Raw genomic sequence first — 20,021 nt, 5'->3', positions numbered from 1 at the left:
CGAGCAAGGTAACTAACTGGACTTTATTGTGGGAGTTATAATTGCACTGTATTTGTAAGGTTGTATGTTTTAAGGCGCGGCTCAAGTTTTCGAAAACCGAGGAGAAACTTGAGCGCGCCAATTGCGCAAGTTAGATTTACTAAGCCAGCTCGCCACACAGGTCCAGTTCGACAAGCCGCCGAACCTCAGCGGGTTCTAAGCCTGCACCCAGCAAGCCATGCAATTTGCCGAACGCCGCTTCACGGGTCATGCCCCCACCTGAAAGCACACCGGCAATCCGCAAACGACTGCCGGCTTCATAGACATCCAGCTCTACGCCTCCTTCGTGGCACTGCGTGACTGCCACCACCACGACATCCGTGTCCCGCGCCCTTTCCAGGCTGGCGAGAAACCCCGGATTGTCGCTCGGCCCGGTTCCGCTGCCGTAGCACTCCAGCACCAGGCCCTGAATACCGCTGTCGATCAGGCCATTCAGTATTTCGACGCCGATGCCGGGAAACAACGGCAGCACCGCGACGTTCGCCAGTTGTCTGGGTTGGTTGTAATTCAGTTGCGTGGGAATCGAGGGCGCTTTCATGCCGCCGCCCTGACGTTCCAGTCGTTTGAAGGGATGACGGCCGAAACTGCGCACTTTGGCGCAACGGGTCGGGTCCAGTAGTTCGCCGTGGAAGTACAAGTGCACACCCGGCGCCAGGCCTTGGCCCAATGCAACCAGCGCGCCGCTGAGGTTTTCCCAGGCATCGCTGTCGGTCACGCCAGCCGGCAGCATTGAACCGGTGAAGCACACACGGGCGTGCAGACCGAGCAGTTGAAAACTCATGGCGGCGGCGCTGTAGGCGAGGGTGTCGGTGCCGTGCAGGATCAGCACGCTGTCGCAACCTTGCACGTCCACGGCGTCGACCACCGCTTCACGCAATTGCTGCCAATACGCCGGGGTCATGTTGGCGCTGTCGATCAGCGGCGACATCTCGCGAAAGCGCCATTGCGGGACCGCCAGGTCAGGCTGGCTGTGCAGGTGCTCGCGCATCCGCGCTTCGAAACCGGACGCGGGGGCCAGGCCGTGGGCGCTGGCTTGCATGCCGATGGTGCCGCCGGTATAGAGCACCATGACGTGCTGGGCGGCAGGATAGGTCGAGGAATTCATGGGGGTGCTCCGAGAACGATGACGTCCTGTGGGAGCGAGCTTGCTCGCGAAGAGGGAGTGTCAGGCGACATTAATGTTGCCTGATACACCGCTTTCGCGAGCAAGCCCGCTCCCACAAGGGATTCCGCACTTTAACCGATCAGCGTTGCGCTGCGGTCACGCCTTGCGGCTCGCTCTGAGCCGGAGCAGCGGCTGGCGGACTGGCTGGCCACGCTTGGCGATCCAGATCCAGGTCCGGGAACTTGCTCGAGTCGAACACCGGCGTCTTGATCCCGGCCGCGCGTTGGTCATCGTAGTCACGCAGGATGCGCATGCCGACCTTGAACAGCAGGAACAGCGCGATCAGGTTGACGAACGCCAGCATCGTCATGGTGATGTCGGCAAAGGCGAACACGGTCCCGAGGTTTTCGATGGCGCCCCAGAAAATCAGCACCAGAACCAGCGCACGGTAGCCCATCAGCGCCTTGCGGTTCTCACCGATCAGGTAGCGCAGGTTGCTCTCGCCCAGATAGTAGTTGTAGAGGATCGAGGTGAACACGAACAACGCCAGCGCCACGGAGATGAACATCCGGCCCCAGTCACCGACCACGGCAGCCAGGGAGTTCTGGGTCAGGGCAATGCCGTCGCCTTCGAAACCCGGGGTGTAGAAGCCCGAGAGCAGGATCAGCAAGGCCGTGCAGGTGCAGATCACGAAGGTGTCGAGGAACACGCTGAACGCCTGGACCACGCCTTGTGCGACAGGGTGCTCGACCGAGGCAACCGCGGCCACGTTTGGCGCGCTGCCAAGGCCGGCCTCGTTGGCGAACACGCCACGCTTGACCCCCATGATGATGGCGCTGCCGATCAGGCCGCCAAACGCCTGGTCCAGACCGAAGGCGCTCTTGACGATGGTCATCAGCATGCCCGGTACCTGATCGAACTGCAGCACGATCACGTAGATGGTCACGCCGATGTACACCAGGGTTTTCACCGGCACCAGCAGGTCAGCGACCTTGGCGATGCGCTTGATCCCGCCGATGAACACCAGGCCCAGCAGCACGGCCAGACCAAGGCCGGTCCAGGTGGTGTCGAGGCCGAAAGCGTTGTTCAGCGAGTGGGTCACGGCATGGGATTGCAGGCCGTTGAAGGCGAAGCCGAAGGTGATCAGCAGCAGGAACGCCATGATCATCCCCAGCCAGCGCTTTTGCAGGCCGTGCTGGATGTAATAGGAGGGGCCGCCACGGAATTGGCCTTCGGAATCGCAGCGCTTGTAGAGCTGGCCGAGGGAGCATTCGAAGAAGCTGCTCGACATGCCGACCAGTGCGGTCACCCACATCCAGAACACGGCACCGGGGCCGCCAAGAGTCACGGCAATACCGACGCCGGCGATGTTGCCTGCGCCGACACGGCCGGCAAGGCTGAGCATCAAGGCCTGGAACGAACTGAGTTGACCGGCACTGCTTTTGAGGCTGTCACGAAATACCGTGAACATGTGGAAGAAGTGGCGCAATTGAACGAAACGCGAGCGGATCGTGAAGTAGCTACCGAGCCCGACAATGAGCACGATCAGTACTTTGCCTGAGAGGAAGTCGTTGATGACTTCGAGCATGGATTATTCCTCGCTGTTTTTTGTGTGGGCAACAATGTTGGCCGGACAGACACATCGAGTTACACCCGTTTGCGCACGGCACAACAGGCGGGTCGATGTTCGTCCCGGTTTCATATCGCGGGTTTGTTATTAGTTCGGGTTTCGCATGGGTTGTGGCCTCGCTACCGACGACCGCTCACGCGAAGAGGGGCGGCACTATACCGAGGGCAGTACCGTCCGTCTGCACGGTTGTGGTGCATGCGGTCAAACGAGGGTGTTGCTTTTGTAGGAGCATGGCTTGCCCGCGATGGCGATAGTGAGGGCGCCATCGCGGGCAAGCCATGCTCCTACGGGCGTTGCGGTGCAGCAAAAAGTTAAAAAAAAGGGCCTGGAGAATAATCTCCAGGCCCTCAAAAGGTGAGAGGTGTCTAGTCCCTCGACCTGGTGAGCGATGGCTCTTCGTTAAAGAGCTGGCGTTGGTCAGGCTTTAAGCGGAACCAGACGCGGAGCAATCATGTTTTCCGGGCGCAGGATGTCGGCGAGCATTTCGTCGTCGAGCAAGCCTTCTTCGCGCACCAGTTCCAGCACGCCGCGGCCGCTTTCGAGGGCGATGCGGGCGATGCGGGTGGCGTTTTCGTAGCCGATGTACGGGTTCAGCGCAGTGACCAGGCCGATCGAATGCTCGACCAGTTCACGGCAGCGTTCTTCGTTGGCGGTGATGCCGGTGATGCAATGTTCGCGCAGCATGTCCATGGCGCGTTGCAGCAGGCGGATCGAGTCGAAGATCTTGAAGGCGATCAGCGGCTCCATCACGTTCAGTTGCAGCTGACCGCCTTCGGCCGCGATGGTCAGGGCCAGGTCGTTGCCGATGATCTGGAACGCTACCTGGTTCACGGCTTCCGGGATTACCGGGTTGACCTTGCCTGGCATGATCGAGCTGCCTGGCTGACGCGCCGGCAGGTTGATTTCGTTGATGCCGGTGCGTGGACCGCTGGACAGTAGTCGCAGGTCGTTGCAGATCTTCGACAGCTTGACCGCGGTGCGCTTGAGCATGCCGGAGAACAGCACGAAGGCGCCCATGTCGGAGGTGGCTTCGATCAGGTCGGCCGCCGGTACCAGCGGGTGACCGCTGATAGTGGCCAGGCGCTGAACGGCCAGGTGCTGGTAACGCGGGTCGGCGTTGATGCCGGTGCCGATCGCGGTACCGCCCAGGTTCACTTCGGTCAGCAGCTCAGGTGCCAACGTTTTCAAGCGCGCCAGGTCTTCGCCCAAGGTAGTGGCGAAGGCGCGGAATTCCTGGCCGAGGGTCATCGGCACGGCGTCTTGCAGCTGGGTACGGCCCATCTTCAGGACGTGGCTGAATTCTTCACCTTTGGCGGCGAACGACTGGATCAGGCTGTCGAGGCTGGCCAGCAGCGCGTCGTGACCCAACAGCAGGCCCAGGCGGATCGCCGTCGGGTAGGCGTCGTTGGTCGACTGCGCCATGTTCACGTCGTTGTTCGGGTGCAGGTACTGGTATTCGCCCTTCTGGTGACCCATTGCCTCCAGCGCGATGTTGGCGATGACTTCGTTGGCATTCATGTTGGTCGAAGTGCCAGCGCCGCCTTGAATCATGTCCACCACGAATTCTTCGTGGAAATCCCCGCGGATCAGTCGTGCACAGGCTTCGCTGATGGCAGCGTGCTTGGCTTCACTGAGGTGACCCAGCTCGCGGTTGGCGTCAGCGGCGGCTTGTTTGACCATCGCCAGGCCGACAACCAGCTTCGGGTAATGCGAAATCGGAACGCCGGAGAGACGGAAGTTGTTCACCGCTCGCAGGGTCTGGATGCCGTAATACGCTTGAGCCGGTACTTCGAGTACGCCAAGCAGGTCTTTTTCTGTGCGGAAAGATGCAGCGGAGGACATGATAGAAATCATCTCGATATGGACCCGGGCTGTGCCGGAACACTGCAAATGCTAGGCTTGTGGAGAATTTTCGGCCAATGCTGTTAAACACTGGCCTATGCACATTCGGCATAATGCCCATGTGACGCCGTGTTGACGGCGAGCGTGTGACCTAAATTGGTGCGTGTCCGGGAGGACGTGATGAATCTGGAAAGTAAATGGCTGGAGGACTTCAGTGCCCTGGCCGCCACCCGCAGCTTCTCCCAGGCAGCGGAACGCCGTTTTGTGACTCAACCGGCCTTTAGCCGCCGAATCCGCAGCCTCGAAGCCGCGCTGGGATTGACCCTGGTCAACCGCTCGCGCACACCGGTCGAGCTGACGGCGGCGGGCCAGTTGTTTCTGGTTACCGCGCGCACCGTGGTCGAGCAGCTCGGTGAAGTGCTGCGACACCTGCATCATCTGGAAGGCGGGCAGGGCGAAGTGATGCAAGTCGCGGCGGCGCACTCACTGGCGCTGGGGTTTTTCCCGCGCTGGATCGCGCAACTGCGCAATGAAGGCTTGAACATCGCTACACGGTTGGTGGCGACCAACGTCGGCGACGCTGTGCATGCGTTGCGCGAGGGCGGTTGTGACTTGATGCTGGCGTTCTATGACCCGGATGCGGCCATGCAGATGGACCCGGAAATCTTTCCTTCCTTGCACCTTGGGCACACCGAAATGCTCCCGGTGTGCGCGGCAGATGAGCACGGCAACCCCCTGTTCGATCTGGAGGACGAGGCCAGTGTGCCGTTGCTGGCGTACAGTGCAGGAGCGTTTCTCGGGCGTTCGGTCAATGGATTGCTGCGCCAGCGCGCGCTGCGCTTTACCACGGTGTATGAAACCGCCATGGCCGATAGCCTCAAAAGCATGGCGCTGGAAGGATTGGGGATTGCCTGGGTACCGCAACTGAGTGTGCGCGCCGAATTGGCGCGCGGTGAACTGGTGGTGTGTGGTGGCCCGCAATGGCATGTGCCGCTGGAGATTCGTCTGTATCGCTGTGCGCTGGTTCGTAAGGCCAATGTGCGGTTGTTGTGGCGCAAGCTCGAAGGCGGGGCCGCGCAAGGCACGACCGGTTAACGATGCCTTTGTAGGAGCACAGCTTGCTGGCGATGGCGTCTTCGAAATCGCCATCGCCAGCAAGCTGTGCTCCTACAGGGGGCGGGGCGATACCAAGTATTTCTACTGACTTGAAAGTCAATAAAACCGGGACTTTGCGCCGCATGACAGATGGTCGTTTCGGGGGCTGTTTATTGGCTTCATTGAGGTATACTGCGCGGCCTTCGGCCGGTTCGCCTGGCCATAATTCGTACAATCAAGCCACGCATTCTGCGTGGCTTGTTGTTTTTTGATGCGCCTGCGGGCGCCCAGAGAGAAGAGGCACGACGATGAGTGCATTGGTTGGCGTGATCATGGGCTCCAAGTCCGATTGGTCCACCCTTAGCCACACCGCCGATATGCTGGAAAAGCTCGGCATCCCTTACGAGGTGAAAGTGGTCTCTGCCCACCGCACCCCGGACCTGCTGTTCCAGTACGCTGAAGAAGCCGAGGCGCGTGGCATCGAGGTGATCATCGCCGGTGCCGGTGGCGCAGCCCACTTGCCTGGCATGTGTGCGGCCAAGACCCACCTGCCGGTGCTGGGCGTGCCGGTGCAGTCGGCGATGCTCTCGGGTGTCGATTCGCTGCTCTCGATCGTACAGATGCCAGCTGGCATTCCGGTCGCCACCCTGGCCATCGGCAAGGCCGGTGCGATCAACGCAGCCTTGCTGTCGGCGAGTATCCTGGGCGCCAAGCACCCGCAGTTCCACGCGGTGCTGAAAACCTTCCGTGCTGAGCAGACAGACAGCGTCCTGGAAAATCCAGACCCACGCATCGCCTGAGGTTGTTGACGATGAAGATCGGTGTAATCGGTGGCGGCCAGTTGGGTCGCATGTTGGCGCTGGCGGGCACTCCGCTGGGTATGAACTTCGCTTTCCTCGACCCGGCGCCGGACGCGTGTGCCGCCGCGTTGGGCGAACACCTGCGGGCCGATTACGGCGACCAGGACCACCTGCGTCAGCTGGCCGATGAAGTCGATCTGGTGACCTTCGAGTTCGAGAGCGTCCCGGCGGAAACCGTGGCGTTCCTGTCGCAGTTCGTGCCGGTTTACCCGAGCGCCGAAGCCCTGCGCATCGCTCGTGATCGCTGGTTCGAAAAGAGCATGTTCAAGGCCCTGGAGATTCCAACCCCGGCGTTCGCCGACATTCAGTCGCAAGCCGATCTGGACGCTGCCGTGGCTTCCATCGGTCTGCCCGCTGTGCTGAAAACCCGCACCCTGGGTTACGACGGCAAGGGCCAGAAAGTCCTGCGCACACCTGAAGATGTCGTTGGCACTTTCGCCGAGCTGGGCAGTGTGGCTTGCCTGCTGGAAGGCTTCGTACCCTTCACCGGCGAAGTCTCGCTGATCGCCGTGCGTGCTCGCGATGGCGAAACGAAGTTCTATCCGCTGGTACACAACACCCACGACAGCGGCATCCTCAAGCTGTCCGTGGCCAGCACCGATCACCCGTTGCAAGCCTTGGCCGAAGATTACTCCAGCCGGGTGCTCAAGCAGCTGAATTATGTTGGCGTAATGGCGTTCGAGTTCTTTGAAGTCGACGGGGGCCTGAAAGCCAACGAAATCGCCCCGCGCGTGCACAATTCCGGGCACTGGACCACCGAAGGCGCCGAGTGCAGCCAGTTCGAAAACCACCTGCGGGCGGTTGCCGGTCTGCCCCTGGGTTCGACCGCCAAGGTCGGCGAAAGCGCGATGCTGAACTTCATCGGTAAAGTGCCGGAGACCGACAAAGTCCTGGCCATCGCCGATTGCCATTTGCACCACTATGGCAAGGCGTTCAAGGTCGGTCGCAAGGTCGGTCACGCCAACCTGCGTTGTGCAGACCGCGAAACGCTGGCCGCGCAGATCCTCAAGGTCGAAGCGCTCATCGCCGAATAGTTTCATCTGGCAGCGGCGGAACCATTCAGGGACCGCCGTTCTCTCATGGCAGGATACGAAAGTCTGACTAGGCTTTCGCATAACTGTCCATTCAGAGGGAAATGCCATGGGAATTATCGGAACCATCTTTATCGGCTTGATCGTCGGCCTGCTGGCGCGCTTCTTGAAACCGGGCGATGACACCATGGGTTGGATCATGACCATCCTGCTCGGTATCGGCGGTTCGCTGGCGGCCACTTATGGCGGCCAGGCCCTGGGCTTCTACCAGGCGGGCGAAGGCGCAGGCTTCATCGGGGCGCTGGTGGGCGCCGTCATACTGCTGGTGATCTACGGCTTGATCAGAAAGAACTGATTCAAGCGACAAAGTCCTCTCGGCTGCGCAGCCCGGGAGGACTAGAATGCCCGGCGATTTTCCTTATCCTTACCGAGCATTTTCATGCGCCGTCTTCTGCTGACTCTTGTTTTACTGAGTACGGGCCTTGCCCATGCCGGCGAGCTGCCGGAAACCGACTGGCTCGAACTGATGCCCAAGTCAGACCAGAAAGCCCTTGAGGCCATGCCCGAAATCGATCACGACTCCCCGGAAGCCAATGGCACCTTCACAGAAAAAGGTGGCATGAAGCAGAGCAAGGGTTTGCCCGCGGTGATGTATTCGACCAAGACTGTAGTGTCGATGAACGACAAAGACATCCGTCTCGGTGGCTATCCGGTACCGCTGGAGTCCGACGCCAAGGGCCGCAGCACGTTGTTTTTCCTGGTGCCATACCCGGGGGCCTGCATCCACGTACCGCCGCCGCCACCCAATCAACTGGTGCTGGTGCGTTATCCCAAGGGATTGAAGCTGGATGACATCTACACGCCGCTGTGGGTGACCGGCACGCTGAAGATCGAGAAGGTCAGCAATGACCTGGCGGATGCAGCGTATGCGCTGGATGCGGCGAAAGTGAGGGTGGTGCAGGAGTCGGATTTGTAATCGAGTGAAGCAAAAAGATCGCAGCCTGCGGCAGCTCCTACACCGATCTCTGTAGGAGCTGCCGCAGGCTGCGATCTTTTGATCTTAAAGCGTTTTGCTGCCGATGCTGACGCCGAGGGTATGACTGGCACCCGGCGCCAACGTCACCACATCACCCATCACATTCGCCGTTTCAATGCACAGCATGCGCTGCCAGCCATCGTCGGCCATGTCGGTGAACGCCGCGGCGCGTTCGGTCCACGGGTTCCAGATCACTGCCGAACGTGAACCGCTACTGGTCAGCTCGATGCGCCGCTCCCAGGCCGGGTCGACAATGCTCAGCCGGCTCGGCGTATCCAGGTAGATGCGATCGGTTTCGCCGGTAAAGCGCAAGTCACCGGACTGGGGCACGGTTTTCCAGTCGTCCAGCGTCTCGATATAGCTCAGGCCGTCCAGCCCTTCGACATGCACATTGCGCACATCGCTGACCGCGAAATAGCTGTGCAGCGCCTGGCTGATTGTTACGGTGTCGATGCCTTGGTTGTGACTGGTCAGGCTGATATGCAGCTGCTCGTCAAGGCGAATGCTCAACTTCAGGTCGACCTTGTGCGGCCAGCCTGGCAAGCCGCCTACGGGGCAGGGCAGGAGGAACTCGATCTTCAAGCTTTCGCCCTCGGCCTCGATGCCGCCCAATTCCCAGTCGATCGCCCGCACCAACCCATGAGCGGCAGCGGGTTCGTTGCTGATGCGCATCGCCTGAACGCTCTGCGGGTTGCGTGCCAGGTTGCCGAACCATGGCCAGCACACCGGCACACCGGCGCGGATGCTTTTGCCCGCCTTGAAGACGGCCTCGTCGTTGAGCCAGATTAGCGGTGGCTGGCCAGCCAATTGATAGCTGAGGATGTGCGCACCTTGCTGGGCCACCAGCAATTCGGCCTGACCATGGCGGATGCGCCAGCAGTTCAGTTCATCCAGTTTGACGGCTTCAACGTTGGGCGTGCTCATGGGACAGCTCTCGATCAGTAACAATGACTGCAATGGACCGCAAAACGCTTATCGGGTTTAACGCCGCCCGCTTTTAACGTGCTCTGGGCGGAACCGAACGAGTACGGCCGCTGCCATCGATGGCGACGAACACAAACACTGCTTCAGTGACTTTGCGCCATTCGCTGGACAGTGGATCGTCGCTCCAGACCTCGACCATCATCTGGATCGAGCTGCGGCCGATTTCCAGTGCCTGGGTATAGAAGGAGAGCTGTGCGCCCACTGCGACCGGAACCAGGAATGCCATGCGGTCGATCGCGACAGTGGCCACGCGACCGCCAGCCACCTTGCTGGCCATCGCGGTACCGGCCAAATCCATCTGCGCCACCAGCCAGCCGCCGAAAATATCGCCAAAGCCGTTGGTTTCGCGAGGAAGCGCGGTGATTTGCAGGGCCAGATCGCCTTGCGGGATCGGATCTTCTTGTTCGAGCTCTATCATGCCGGGGGTGCCTCTGACCCGTGACTCTTCGTTTGTGTAGCGGGTGAATAGCCGTCTTGGAAAAACGATTCATCCCCGAACATACTGCGTTCGTCACGTTTTTCGTAAGGCGCCTAAAGGGAAACTCTGCGAAATCGCCTATGGACCTGAGGCGTTTTCGCACAGCAACCCTTGCAAGCTATCGCACAGTTGCGAGTATATCGGTCGGTAGACTCCGATACGACCGTCCGGTTCTCATTTTGACCATCAAATACGCGCCTCTATGTGCTTTTTAGAACAATTTGCTATCGTGCCGGTCCTGCCCGAGCCCTTGCCAGCGTTGTTGGGGCGGCAGACCTGACTATAAGAGAAGCCCTTGCCATGACCACAGCGCCCTCGAGTATCGCGCAGCCTTCCCAATCCGCACGTCCGTTGACCCGCAACGATTACAAGACGCTATCGCTGTCGGCCCTGGGCGGCGCGCTGGAATTCTACGATTTCATCATCTTCGTGTTCTTCGCGACCGTGGTGGGCAAGCTGTTCTTCCCGGCGGACATGCCCGAGTGGCTGCGCTTGATGCAGACCTTCGGCATCTTCGCCGCCGGCTACCTGGCGCGGCCACTGGGCGGCATCGTGATGGCGCACTTCGGCGACCTGCTGGGGCGCAAGAAGATGTTCACCCTGAGCATCTTCATGATGGCGGTGCCGACCCTGATCATGGGCCTGTTGCCGACCTATGCGCAGATCGGCATGTGGGCGCCGATCCTGTTGCTGCTGATGCGGGTGATCCAGGGCGCGGCGATTGGCGGTGAGGTGCCGGGTGCCTGGGTCTTCGTTTCTGAACACGTACCGCAGCGGCATGTTGGCTATGCCTGCGGCACCCTGACCAGCGGTCTGACGGCGGGGATCTTGCTGGGTTCTCTGGTCGCCACGGCGATCAACAGCCTTTACACGCCGGTGGAAGTGGCGGATTACGCCTGGCGGATCCCGTTCCTGTTGGGCGGCGTGTTTGGTCTGTTCTCGGTGTACCTGCGCCGCTGGCTGCACGAAACCCCGGTGTTCGCCGAACTGCAACAGCGCAAGGCCCTGGCCGAAGAAGTGCCGTTGCGTGCGGTGCTGCGTGACCATCGTGGCGCGATTGCCATTTCGATGCTGCTGACCTGGCTTTTGTCCGCTGCCATCGTGGTGTTGATCCTGATGACCCCGACCGTGCTGCAGACGGTCTACCACTTCGCGCCAACCACTGCGCTGCAGTCCAACAGTGTGGCAATCGTGTTCCTGAGCATTGGTTGCATCATTGCCGGTGCCTTGGCGGATCGCTTTGGTGCGGGGCGCGTGTTCGTTGTCGGTTGCACGGCATTGCTGGCCAGTTCCTGGACCTTCTATCACAGCCTGGCCGACCATCCCGACTGGTTGTTCCCGCTGTACGCACTGACCGGTCTGCTGGTGGGCACCATCGGTGCGGTACCGTACGTGATGGTCAAGGCGTTCCCGCCGGTGGTGCGTTTCAGCGGTCTGTCGTTCTCGTACAACGTGGCCTACGCGATTTTCGGTGGCCTGACGCCGCTGATTGTCAGCCTGTTGCTCAAGGAAAGTCCGATGGGGCCTGCCTATTATGTGGCGGTGCTTTGCGGGGTCGGGATTGTTGTGGGTGCGTATCTCTGGAAGAAGGGTCGCTAAGTCACCGCCGATCGTTCCCGCGCTCTGCGTGGGAACGATCTGTCGCCAAATACTGGCCTTTCATCTAATTGTCATATTTCAGCCATAGAGTGTTCACACGGCCTGCTGATACTTGGCCCCGAATAACACACCCTATCTGCTAGGAGTAAGGCATGAAACTGAAGCGTTTGATGGCGGCAATGACTTTTGTCGCTGCTGGCGTTGCGACTGCCAACGCGGTTGCCGCTGTTGACCCTGCTATCCCGAGCTACACCAAGATCACTGGTGTGTCGGGCAACCTGTCCAGCGTCGGCTCCGATACCCTGGCCAACCTCATGACCCTGTGGGCTGAGAACTACAAAAAAGAATACCCGAACGTCAACATCCAGATTCAGGCTGCCGGTTCTTCTACCGCGCCACCTGCGCTCACTGAAGGCACCGCTAACCTGGGCCCGATGAGCCGCAAGATGAAGGACACCGAACTGCAAGCCTTCGAAACCAAGTATGGCTACAAGCCAACCGCTATCCCGGTTGCCGTGGACGCCCTGGCTGTCTTCGTACATAAAGACAACCCGATCCAGCACCTGACCATGGAACAAGTCGACGCGATCTTCTCGTCCACTCGTCTATGCGGCGCTAAAACCGACGTGAAAACCTGGGGCGACCTGGGTGTGACCGGCGACCTGGCCAACAAGCCGGTACAACTGTTCGGTCGTAACTCGGTATCCGGCACCTACGGCTACTTCAAGGAAGAAGCCCTGTGCAAAGGCGATTACAAGCCAAACGTCAACGAACAACCAGGTTCGGCTTCGGTCGTGCAGTCGATCAGCTCCTCGCTGAACGGCGTCGGTTACTCGGGCATCGGCTACAAGACCGCTAGCGTGAAGACTGTGGCACTGGCCAAGAAAGGCAGCAGTGAATTCATCGAAGACACCGAAGAAAACGCCCTGAACGGCAAGTACCCGCTGTCGCGCTTCCTGTACGTATACGTCAACAAAGCCCCGAACAAGCCTCTGGCCCCGCTGGAAGCCGAGTTCGTGAAGCTGATTCTGTCGAAACAGGGCCAGGAAGTCGTGGTGAAAGACGGCTACATCCCACTTCCAGCCAAGGTTGCTGCCAAAGCACTGGCTGACCTGGGTCTGCAAGAAGGCGGTACCGAAGTCGTAAAAAAGTAAAACCCTAGGTCCGGGGCGCGCCCCGGATCTGTAGGAGCAAGGCTTGCCCGCGATGGCGTCGGCACATTCAGCAATGACGTGACTGAAAGACCGCTATCGCGAGCAAGCTTTGCTCCTACATGGCTCAGGGTTGCCATTTCCGGCAATCCGGCCCCCAAAATTCTCTATCCACTGCCAGTTCCCGCTGGCGGCGGATTTGTTGCGTCACTGCACTGTCATCTTTCTGTCATACAGAATCGCTAGGGTGTGCGAATGAATGATCTGGCCAATTCCACAATGACTACAAATCCCCCCAAGCGAATTGATTTCAATACGCCTGAGCTACAACGCAAGCGCCGCATCCGCGCGCTCAAGGATCGCCTGACCCGCTGGTATGTCCTCGTGGGCGGCCTCGCCGTTCTCGGTGCGATCACGCTGATCTTTTTCTTCCTCGCCTACGTCGTAGCACCCCTGTTCCAGGGTGCCAGCCTGACGTCCCAGGACGCCATCACGCCGGCCTGGATGCAAGACGCCGGCAAGCCGTTGATGATCTCCCTGGAAGAGCAGAACCAGGTCGCCATGCGGGTTTCCGACAAGGGCCAGGCGCTGTTCTTCGATATCGACAGTGGCGCCGAACTCAAGCGCGTCGATCTGCCGGTCCCTGCCGGTACTACCGTGACTTCCATCGGTGAAGACCAGCCAGGTCAACCGCTGGTGGCGGTGGGCTTGTCCAACGGTCAGGCACTGGTATTCCGTCACACCTACAAAGTCAGCTACCCGGACGGCAAGAAAACCATTACGCCGGCTATCGAGTATCCGTACGGCGAAACGCCAATCGCGCTGAATGAAGCCGGCGGTGTCCTGGAACACGTCAGCCTCAACGCCAACGATTCGACCCTGATGCTGGTCGGTGCCACCGGTTCGCAACTGAATGTTTTGTCGCTGACCAGCGAAGAAAACATGATGACCGGCGAAATCACCAACGAACAGAAGCGTATCGACCTGCCGCAAATGAACGAGCCGGTGAAGAACATTTTCGTCGACCCGCGCCAGCAGTGGTTGTACGTGATTAACGGTCGTGCCCAGGCCGACGTGTTCAGCCTGCGCGACAAGAGCCTCAACGGTCGCTACAAACTGCTTGAAGATGGCGAAGCGCAAATCACCGCCAGTACGCAGTTGGTGGGTGGCATCTCGCTGATCCTTGGTGACTCCAAAGGTGGCCTGGCCCAGTGGTTCATGGCCCGCGACCCGGATGGCGAGCAGCGCCTGAAGCAGATCCGCACCTTCCAGATGGGCAACACGCCGATCGTTGAAGTCACTGCCGAAGAGCGCCGCAAGGGCTTCGTCGCCCTCGACGCCTCCGGCAAGCTTGGCGTGTTCCACAGCACCGCACACCGTACCTTGTTGGTCGACCAGGTGGTCGAGGGCCAGGGCCTGTTCGGTCTGTCGCCACGGGCCAACCGCGTGATCGTCGAAGCCGGCGGCAAGCTGCAACCGTTGCTGCTGGATAACCCGCACCCGGAAGTGTCGTGGAGCGCGTTGTGGAGCAAGGTCTGGTACGAAAACTACGACGAGCCTAAATACGTCTGGCAATCGACCGCCGCCAACACCGACTTCGAACCGAAATTGAGCCTGTCGCCGCTGACCTTCGGTACCCTGAAAGCCGCGTTCTACGCCATGCTGCTGGCCGCTCCCCTGGCCGTCGCCGCTGCGATCTACACCGCGTACTTCATGGCCCCGGGCATGCGCCGCAAGGTCAAGCCGGTGATCGAGCTGATGGAAGCGATGCCGACGGTGATCCTCGGTTTCTTCGCCGGCCTGTTCCTCGCACCTTATGTCGAAGGGCATTTGCCGGGCATCTTCAGCCTGCTGATGCTGCTGCCGATCGGCATTCTGGTCGCCGGTTTCACCTTCAGCCGCCTGCCGGAATCGATCCGCCTGAAAGTCCCTGACGGCTGGGAAAGTGCCCTGCTGATTCCAGTGATCCTGTTCATTGGCTGGCTGTCGCTGTACATGAGCCCGTTCATGGAGAACTGGTTCTTCGGCGGTGACATGCGCATGTGGATCTCCCACGACCTGGGCATCACCTACGACCAGCGCAACGCACTGGTAGTCGGCCTGGCCATGGGCTTCGCGGTCATCCCGAACATCTATTCCATCGCCGAAGACGCCGTGTTCAGCGTGCCGCGTGGCCTGACCCTGGGTTCCCTGGCCCTCGGTGCCACGCCGTGGCAGACCATGACCCGCGTGGTGATCCTCACCGCCAGCCCGGGCATCTTCTCGGCGCTGATGATCGGCATGGGCCGTGCGGTCGGCGAAACCATGATCGTGTTGATGGCCACCGGTAACACCCCGGTCATGGAAATGAACCTGTTCGAAGGCCTGCGCACCCTGGCCGCCAACGTCGCGGTGGAAATGCCCGAGTCGGAAGTCGGCGGCAGCCACTACCGCGTGCTGTTCCTCTCGGCGCTGGTGCTGCTGTTGTTCACCTTCGTCATGAACACCCTCGCGGAACTGATTCGTCAGCGTCTGCGCAAGAAATACTCGTCGCTTTAAGAAAGGTAGAAGTCTGTGAAACAGAACTCCCTGAAAGGATGGTTCAAGAGCGGCGCCCCCGGCGTCTGGATCAGCGGTGGCGCGGTGTCCATCGCGGTCATCATGACCATTGGCCTGCTGGCAGTGATTGCCGTGCGCGGTCTGGGTCACTTCTGGCCGGCGGACCTGGTGCACGCCAGCTACGACGTGCCGGGCCAGGCCAATCACCTGGTCATCGGCGAAGTGGTGCAGAAGGAAGAAGTGCCACGTGCGCGTTTGAAGAGCGCCGGCTTGCCGGTGCCGGACGAAGGTCCGGAATTCATGACCCGCGAGCTGATCAAGGTTGGCAACCGTGACCTGAACGGCAACGACTTCACCTGGATCGTCGGCGAGTGGCTGACTAACCAGAAAACGCCACCAGAGCTGATGGCTATCGAGCGTCGCGAGTGGGGCAACTTCTACGGTTACCTGGTCAACGTCAAACAGGACGGCAAGGTCATCGCCGAAGGCGAAGCTGCATGGCCCGAGCTGCAAGCGCGGATCAACCGCGTGAATCAGCTGGCTGCCCAGCTCAAGACCCTGGAAAAAGTCGACATCGGCGCGATCAACGCCGGTCTCGAACGTATCCGCCTGCACGGCCGCAAACTGGAACTGGAAGGCAAGCTCGACGCGGCCGCGCAAGCGGACCTGGAATCCGAGCGCGCCGAGCTCAATGCCCGTTATCAGGACATCGAAGCGCGTCTGGGCGATCTGCACGCGCAGTTCAACCGCGACAGCCTCACCGCCCGCGATGCCAACGGCAAGGAAATCGAAATTGGTCTCGGTAAAGTGGTTCACGCCTATCAGCCGAACGCCATGGGCACGATGACCAAGATCGGTTTCTATTTCAGCAAGATCTGGGAATTCCTGTCCGACGACCCGCGTGAAGCGAACACCGAAGGCGGGATCTTCCCGGCGATCTTCGGCACCGTGATGATGACCCTGATCATGGCGATGATCGTCACCCCTTTCGGCGTGCTCGCGGCGGTGTACCTGCGTGAATATGCCAAGCAGAACACCCTGACCCGGATCATCCGGATCGCGGTGAACAACTTGGCCGGCGTTCCGGCGATCGTTTACGGCGTGTTCGGCCTGGGCTTCTTTGTCTACGTACTGGGCGGTTCGGTCGACCGCTTGTTCTTCCCGGAAGCGCTGCCGGCCCCGACCTTCGGTACACCGGGTCTGCTTTGGGCTTCGCTGACGCTGGCGCTGCTCGCGGTGCCGGTGGTGATCGTGGCGACCGAGGAAGGTCTGGCGCGTATCCCGCGCACCGTGCGTGAAGGCTCGCTGGCCCTTGGTGCAACCAAGGCCGAGACTCTCTGGAAGATCGTTATTCCAATGGCCAGCCCGGCCATGATGACCGGCATGATCCTCGCCGTGGCCCGCGCCGCCGGTGAAGTGGCGCCGCTGATGCTGGTGGGTGTGGTGAAACTGGCGCCGTCGCTGCCGGTGGATGGTAACTACCCGTACCTGCACCTCGACCAGAAGATCATGCACCTGGGCTTCCACATTTATGACGTCGGCTTCCAGAGCCCGAACGTCGAAGCCGCGCGGCCGCTGGTGTACGCCACGGCGCTGCTGCTGGTGCTGGTGATCGCCACGTTGAACCTGTCGGCCGTTTATATCCGTAACCACCTGCGCGAAAAGTACAAAGCGCTGGATAGCTGATCTCGCCGCCGCTCCCTGTAGGAGCACAGCTTGCTGGCGATGGCGATTTCAAGGACGCCATCGCGGGCAAGCCTTGCTCCTACAAGAGCGGCGCTACCGCCGGCCTTGATGCCAGCGGCCAATCGAACCGAATTTGTTAGCACAGGGAGCCTCCCATGCAGCACGAAGCACATACCCACGGCATCAACATGTCGGCCCTGGGTCGCGACAAACAGAGCCTGAACCTCGAGCAGGAAACCGTGGCCATCGAAGTGCCGGGCCTGAACCTGTTCTACGGCGATAAACAAGCGCTGTACGACGTCAGCATGAACATTCCGAAACAGCGCGTGACCGCCTTCATCGGCCCGTCCGGCTGCGGCAAGTCCACGCTGCTGCGTACTTTCAATCGCATGAACGACCTGGTGGACGGTTGCCGCGTCGAAGGCGAGATCAACCTGTACGGCAACAACATCTACCGCAAGGGCGAAGACGTGGCCGAGCTGCGTCGTCGCGTCGGCATGGTGTTCCAGAAGCCGAACCCGTTCCCGAAAACCATCTACGAAAACGTGGTTTACGGCCTGCGCATCCAGGGCATCAACAAGAAGCGCGTACTGGACGAAGCCGTTGAGTGGGCATTGAAAGGCGCGGCACTTTGGGATGAAGTCAAGGACCGTCTGCACGAGTCGGCACTGGGCCTGTCCGGTGGTCAGCAACAGCGTCTGGTCATCGCCCGCACCATCGCCGTGGAACCGGAAGTGCTGCTGCTCGACGAACCGTGCTCGGCACTCGATCCGATCTCGACGCTGAAAGTCGAAGAGCTGATCTACGAACTGAAATCGAAGTTCACCATCGTCATCGTGACCCACAACATGCAACAGGCCGCTCGGGTTTCCGACTACACGGCGTTCATGTACATGGGCAAGCTGGTGGAATTCGGCGACACCGATACCCTGTTCACCAATCCGGCGAAGAAGCAGACCGAAGACTACATCACCGGTCGTTATGGCTAGTTGAGGCAGCCGCAAGCTACAAGCTGCAAGCGGCAAGATAGAAGCGGTGCGATTTCAGGACTTATACATAACTGCTTGAAGCTTGCAGCTTGAAGCTTGCAACTTTCGCGGAGCGAAAAAGATGATTAGTAAAGAAGGCCTTACCCACCACATTTCCGCGCAATTCAACGCTGAGCTCGAGGAAGTGCGCAGCCACCTCCTGGCCATGGGCGGGCTGGTGGAAAAGCAGGTCAATGACGCGGTCACCGCGCTGATCGAGGCCGATTCCGGCCTGGCCCAGCAGGTTCGTGAGATCGACGACCAGATCAATCAGATGGAACGCAACATCGACGAAGAATGCCTGCGCATTCTCGCCCGTCGTCAGCCGGCGGCGTCCGATTTGCGCCTGATCATCAGCATTTCCAAATCGGTGATCGACCTGGAGCGCATCGGGGACGAAGCGACCAAGATCGCCCGTCGCGCCATCCAGTTGTGCGAAGAAGGCGAAGCGCCGCGCGGTTACGTCGAGGTCCGCCACATCGGCGACCAGGTGCGCAACATGGTTCGTGATGCACTGGATGCCTTTGCCCGTTTCGACGCCGACCTGGCGTTGTCGGTGGCGCAGTACGACAAGATCATCGACCGCGAGTACAAGACGGCCTTGCGTGAGCTGGCGACCTACATGATGGAAGACCCGCGCTCTATCTCGCGGGTCTTGAGCATTATCTGGGTGCTGCGTTCGCTGGAGCGTATCGGCGACCACGCGCGCAATATCGCGGAGCTGGTGATTTACCTGGTGCGCGGTACCGACGTACGTCACCTCGGTCTCAAGCGCATGAAAGAAGAAGTTGAAGGAACAGGCGGTGAAACCGCTAATGTTCCGGGCCAAGCTGACGATAAGTAAGATTGCCCAAGTAAAGCGCCCGGCCTATTGGCCGGGCGTTTTCGTTTGTGGTTCACGAATTCGAAACGCAGCACCCCGCGAACGAAAAGTCCCGGCGTGACTGAAGGTTTTTGGCAATGTGCCATCAGCAAGACGGTATGCTTGCCGGGATTTTTTAAAGGGGTTATGGATGAGTAAGGTCAGTGTGTTGGTCGTGGACGATGCCTCGTTCATTCGTGACCTGGTGAAGAAATGCCTGCGCAACTATTTCCCGGGCATGCGCATCGAAGACGCGGTCAATGGCCGCAAGGCTCAGTCGTTGCTGGCAAGGGAGGCATTCGACCTGGTGCTGTGCGATTGGGAAATGCCGGAAATGTCCGGCCTCGAACTGCTGACCTGGTGCCGCGAGCAAGACAGCCTCAAAGGCCTGCCATTCGTGATGGTGACCAGCCGCGGCGACAAGGAGAACGTCGTCCAGGCGATCCAGGCCGGGGTTTCCGGGTACGTCAGCAAACCGTTCACCAACGAGCAACTGATAACCAAGGTCAAGCAAGCGCTGCACAAGGTCGGCAAACTCGACAGCCTGATGAGCGTAGCGGCGACCAAAACGATCTCGGCATTCGGCAACGACACCCTGAACGCATTGACCGGCGCCAAGGCTGCCGTGAGCGCTCCAGCGGTCGCTGCACCGTCCCCAGGCCTGCTCAGCAACCCGCCGGTCAAGGCCCCGGTGGCTGCTGCCGGCGGCGGGCGTGGCCAGGGTCAACTGCGGTTGCCCAATGGCATCCAGCAGTGCGTGATCAAGGCGCTGAGCCTCAAGGAAGCGCTGCTGGTGGTCAAACGTACCGACAGCCTGCCGCAGGTTCTCGACAGCGCCGTACTGGATCTGGAACAGGGCGACAGTGCAGAAGTGGCCCGCCTCAATGGCTACCTGCACGCCGTGGTGGCCCACGAGCCCAGGCCCGATAGCGACTGGCTGCAGCTCACCTTCCGCTTCGTCGATCAGGACGCGCAGAAACTGGACTACATCTCCCGCCTGATTGCCCGTGGTACGGCGCAGAAGCATTTCATTCCTGGCGCGTAAATCCGGCGTCGC

At 60.3% G+C, this 20,021-nt stretch carries 17 protein-coding genes; 12 read left to right on the top strand and 5 right to left on the bottom strand.

Going from position 1 to position 20,021, the window contains the following annotated elements:
• Positions 1-139: 139 nt before the first annotated feature.
• The 3 genes from ACA058_RS30705 to aspA all read right to left on the bottom strand — a co-directional run bounded on the left by ACA058_RS30705 (position 140) and on the right by aspA (position 4,616).
• Positions 140-1,144, bottom strand: coding sequence for an asparaginase (locus tag ACA058_RS30705; protein WP_497637242.1), 1,005 nt, complete (start codon positions 1,142-1,144; stop codon positions 140-142).
• 139 nt (positions 1,145-1,283) lie between these two features.
• Positions 1,284-2,732 (bottom strand): alanine/glycine:cation symporter family protein, encoded by a 1,449-nt coding sequence (locus ACA058_RS30700; protein ID WP_497637241.1) that lies wholly within the window; start codon positions 2,730-2,732, stop codon positions 1,284-1,286.
• Positions 2,733-3,191: 459 nt separating this feature from the next.
• Positions 3,192-4,616, bottom strand: a complete 1,425-nt coding sequence (aspA, locus tag ACA058_RS30695; RefSeq protein WP_497637240.1) for an aspartate ammonia-lyase — start codon at positions 4,614-4,616, stop codon at positions 3,192-3,194.
• Between the two features lie 180 nt (positions 4,617-4,796).
• On the opposite strand from aspA, the gene ACA058_RS30690 reads away from it, so the two are divergent.
• The 5 genes from ACA058_RS30690 (at position 4,797) to ACA058_RS30670 (ending at position 8,578) form a co-directional block, all read left to right on the top strand.
• Positions 4,797-5,711 (top strand): LysR substrate-binding domain-containing protein, encoded by a 915-nt coding sequence (locus tag ACA058_RS30690; RefSeq protein ID WP_497637239.1) that lies wholly within the window; start codon positions 4,797-4,799, stop codon positions 5,709-5,711.
• Between the two features lie 308 nt (positions 5,712-6,019).
• A complete protein-coding gene (gene purE, locus ACA058_RS30685; protein ID WP_007971731.1) occupies positions 6,020-6,511 on the top strand; it encodes a 5-(carboxyamino)imidazole ribonucleotide mutase in 492 nt (163 codons plus the stop codon).
• Positions 6,512-6,522: 11 nt separating this feature from the next.
• Positions 6,523-7,605, top strand: a complete 1,083-nt coding sequence (locus tag ACA058_RS30680) for a 5-(carboxyamino)imidazole ribonucleotide synthase (RefSeq protein ID WP_497637238.1) — start codon at positions 6,523-6,525, stop codon at positions 7,603-7,605.
• Between the two features lie 106 nt (positions 7,606-7,711).
• Positions 7,712-7,957, top strand: a complete 246-nt coding sequence (locus ACA058_RS30675; RefSeq protein ID WP_497637237.1) for a GlsB/YeaQ/YmgE family stress response membrane protein — start codon at positions 7,712-7,714, stop codon at positions 7,955-7,957.
• Positions 7,958-8,041: 84 nt separating this feature from the next.
• Positions 8,042-8,578, top strand: a complete 537-nt coding sequence (locus ACA058_RS30670) for a DUF3299 domain-containing protein (protein WP_497637236.1) — start codon at positions 8,042-8,044, stop codon at positions 8,576-8,578.
• 84 nt (positions 8,579-8,662) lie between these two features.
• On the opposite strand, the gene ACA058_RS30665 is transcribed toward ACA058_RS30670, so the two are convergent.
• Together ACA058_RS30665 and ACA058_RS30660 are read right to left on the bottom strand one after the other, a co-directional pair.
• Positions 8,663-9,562: a D-hexose-6-phosphate mutarotase gene (locus ACA058_RS30665; protein WP_497637235.1), complete on the bottom strand. Its 900-nt coding sequence runs from the start codon at positions 9,560-9,562 to the stop codon at positions 8,663-8,665.
• 73 nt (positions 9,563-9,635) lie between these two features.
• Positions 9,636-10,040 carry an acyl-CoA thioesterase gene (locus tag ACA058_RS30660; RefSeq protein ID WP_007896491.1) on the bottom strand — a complete coding sequence of 135 codons (405 nt, stop codon included), beginning with the start codon at positions 10,038-10,040 and terminating at the stop codon, positions 9,636-9,638.
• Positions 10,041-10,400: 360 nt separating this feature from the next.
• On the opposite strand from ACA058_RS30660, the gene ACA058_RS30655 reads away from it, so the two are divergent.
• The 7 genes from ACA058_RS30655 (at position 10,401) to ACA058_RS30625 (ending at position 20,009) form a co-directional block, all read left to right on the top strand.
• Positions 10,401-11,699, top strand: coding sequence for an MFS transporter (locus ACA058_RS30655; protein WP_497637234.1), 1,299 nt, complete (start codon positions 10,401-10,403; stop codon positions 11,697-11,699).
• A 152-nt stretch (positions 11,700-11,851) separates the two neighbouring features.
• The gene (locus tag ACA058_RS30650; protein ID WP_497637233.1) at positions 11,852-12,853 is read left to right on the top strand and encodes a phosphate ABC transporter substrate-binding protein PstS family protein; all 1,002 of its coding nucleotides are present in this window, start codon (positions 11,852-11,854) and stop codon (positions 12,851-12,853) included.
• Positions 12,854-13,105: 252 nt separating this feature from the next.
• Positions 13,106-15,388, top strand: coding sequence for an ABC transporter permease subunit (locus tag ACA058_RS30645; protein ID WP_497637232.1), 2,283 nt, complete (start codon positions 13,106-13,108; stop codon positions 15,386-15,388).
• 15 nt (positions 15,389-15,403) lie between these two features.
• The gene (gene pstA / locus ACA058_RS30640; protein WP_497637231.1) at positions 15,404-17,074 is read left to right on the top strand and encodes a phosphate ABC transporter permease PstA; all 1,671 of its coding nucleotides are present in this window, start codon (positions 15,404-15,406) and stop codon (positions 17,072-17,074) included.
• Positions 17,075-17,229: 155 nt separating this feature from the next.
• Positions 17,230-18,063, top strand: coding sequence for a phosphate ABC transporter ATP-binding protein PstB (gene pstB, locus ACA058_RS30635; protein ID WP_497637230.1), 834 nt, complete (start codon positions 17,230-17,232; stop codon positions 18,061-18,063).
• A gap of 121 nt (positions 18,064-18,184) precedes the next feature.
• Positions 18,185-18,946 carry a phosphate signaling complex protein PhoU gene (gene phoU / locus ACA058_RS30630; protein WP_497637229.1) on the top strand — a complete coding sequence of 254 codons (762 nt, stop codon included), beginning with the start codon at positions 18,185-18,187 and terminating at the stop codon, positions 18,944-18,946.
• 169 nt (positions 18,947-19,115) lie between these two features.
• Positions 19,116-20,009, top strand: a complete 894-nt coding sequence (locus ACA058_RS30625) for a response regulator (protein WP_497637228.1) — start codon at positions 19,116-19,118, stop codon at positions 20,007-20,009.
• Positions 20,010-20,021: the final 12 nt, after the last annotated feature.

Source organism: Pseudomonas sp. LBUM1649 (assembly GCF_059716155.1).
Note: the sequence above shows the minus strand (reverse complement) of the source record. Positions and strands in the feature narration are given on the sequence as shown.

Excerpts from the sequence above, each read along its gene's own strand:
- ACA058_RS30705 (WP_497637242.1), bottom strand. The coding sequence starts at position 1,144 with ATGAATTCCTCGACCTATCCTGCCGCCCAGCACGTCATGGTGCTCTAT.
- ACA058_RS30645 (WP_497637232.1), top strand. The coding sequence starts at position 13,106 with ATGAATGATCTGGCCAATTCCACAATGACTACAAATCCCCCCAAGCGA.
- ACA058_RS30665 (WP_497637235.1), bottom strand. The coding sequence starts at position 9,562 with ATGAGCACGCCCAACGTTGAAGCCGTCAAACTGGATGAACTGAACTGC.
- pstB (WP_497637230.1), top strand. The coding sequence starts at position 17,230 with ATGCAGCACGAAGCACATACCCACGGCATCAACATGTCGGCCCTGGGT.
- ACA058_RS30680 (WP_497637238.1), top strand. The coding sequence starts at position 6,523 with ATGAAGATCGGTGTAATCGGTGGCGGCCAGTTGGGTCGCATGTTGGCG.
- ACA058_RS30650 (WP_497637233.1), top strand. The coding sequence starts at position 11,852 with ATGAAACTGAAGCGTTTGATGGCGGCAATGACTTTTGTCGCTGCTGGC.
- ACA058_RS30655 (WP_497637234.1), top strand. The coding sequence starts at position 10,401 with ATGACCACAGCGCCCTCGAGTATCGCGCAGCCTTCCCAATCCGCACGT.
- ACA058_RS30700 (WP_497637241.1), bottom strand. The coding sequence starts at position 2,732 with ATGCTCGAAGTCATCAACGACTTCCTCTCAGGCAAAGTACTGATCGTG.
- ACA058_RS30660 (WP_007896491.1), bottom strand. The coding sequence starts at position 10,040 with ATGATAGAGCTCGAACAAGAAGATCCGATCCCGCAAGGCGATCTGGCC.
- aspA (WP_497637240.1), bottom strand. The coding sequence starts at position 4,616 with ATGTCCTCCGCTGCATCTTTCCGCACAGAAAAAGACCTGCTTGGCGTA.
- ACA058_RS30690 (WP_497637239.1), top strand. The coding sequence starts at position 4,797 with ATGAATCTGGAAAGTAAATGGCTGGAGGACTTCAGTGCCCTGGCCGCC.
- ACA058_RS30675 (WP_497637237.1), top strand. The coding sequence starts at position 7,712 with ATGGGAATTATCGGAACCATCTTTATCGGCTTGATCGTCGGCCTGCTG.
- ACA058_RS30670 (WP_497637236.1), top strand. The coding sequence starts at position 8,042 with ATGCGCCGTCTTCTGCTGACTCTTGTTTTACTGAGTACGGGCCTTGCC.
- purE (WP_007971731.1), top strand. The coding sequence starts at position 6,020 with ATGAGTGCATTGGTTGGCGTGATCATGGGCTCCAAGTCCGATTGGTCC.
- ACA058_RS30625 (WP_497637228.1), top strand. The coding sequence starts at position 19,116 with ATGAGTAAGGTCAGTGTGTTGGTCGTGGACGATGCCTCGTTCATTCGT.
- phoU (WP_497637229.1), top strand. The coding sequence starts at position 18,185 with ATGATTAGTAAAGAAGGCCTTACCCACCACATTTCCGCGCAATTCAAC.